This window comes from Halorubrum tibetense (genome assembly GCF_042661865.1).
GTDB lineage: Archaea > Halobacteriota > Halobacteria > Halobacteriales > Haloferacaceae > Halorubrum > Halorubrum tibetense.
In genome coordinates this window covers 1-596 of the sequence record NZ_JBHSWW010000655.1, presented here as the reverse complement: position 1 = coordinate 596, position 596 = coordinate 1, and the positions used below count along the sequence as shown (strand labels likewise).

Annotated in this window: 1 protein-coding gene; it reads left to right on the top strand. The window is 50.2% G+C overall.

Features of this window, described 5'->3' with window-relative positions:
* Nucleotides 1–321 (top strand): hypothetical protein (locus ACFQEU_RS17570; RefSeq protein ID WP_379784244.1); only part of this gene is annotated, 321 nt, incomplete at its 5' end.
* Nucleotides 322–596: the final 275 nt, after the last annotated feature.

The following is a 596-nucleotide window of genomic DNA, read 5'->3' as shown; positions in this document are numbered from 1 at the left end:
CAAGGCCCGCACGTTATTCATTCTATCCACAGCTCAGGTCTTTACTCACCAATTCCCTTCGTGAATACAAAACCGGAGGAATTCGCCGAAGACGATAACTTAACGCTGCAAACCAGTGCGGGTGAAATACCCATTCGGGTAAACTCGAACTTTTACCCCGGCGATGGCTTCGCTGAAATACGCTTTGAATGCGTGGATAATCGCTGGCAATTACACTGCGATTTCAATCGTAGCCAGGGCAAGATACCGCTTTCAGTGAGCTTCAGCTGCCCGCTCTCCCAAGCGAGTAAACCGGGCGACAGTTGCCAACTAAACGTTTAACCATCCGAACTGGCCCACGGCTGACATCGATGCTCGCTTAGCGACTATCGATGCCTGCTCCAGCGCTGATTTCATCCGAACCAAGCAGCGCCAATTTAGCTAACCAACAAACCCGCCCGCGACACCTTTAGCGATAAGCCCACCACAGTTTATTTTACGTAACCATATGTTTTTGTTACAGATTTAAAGCTATCACCACGTCTCAGCGACGAGAATATGAACCTCGCCACCACACCACTGATGCGACCACACAACAGGCACTGAGGTGTCGAGAT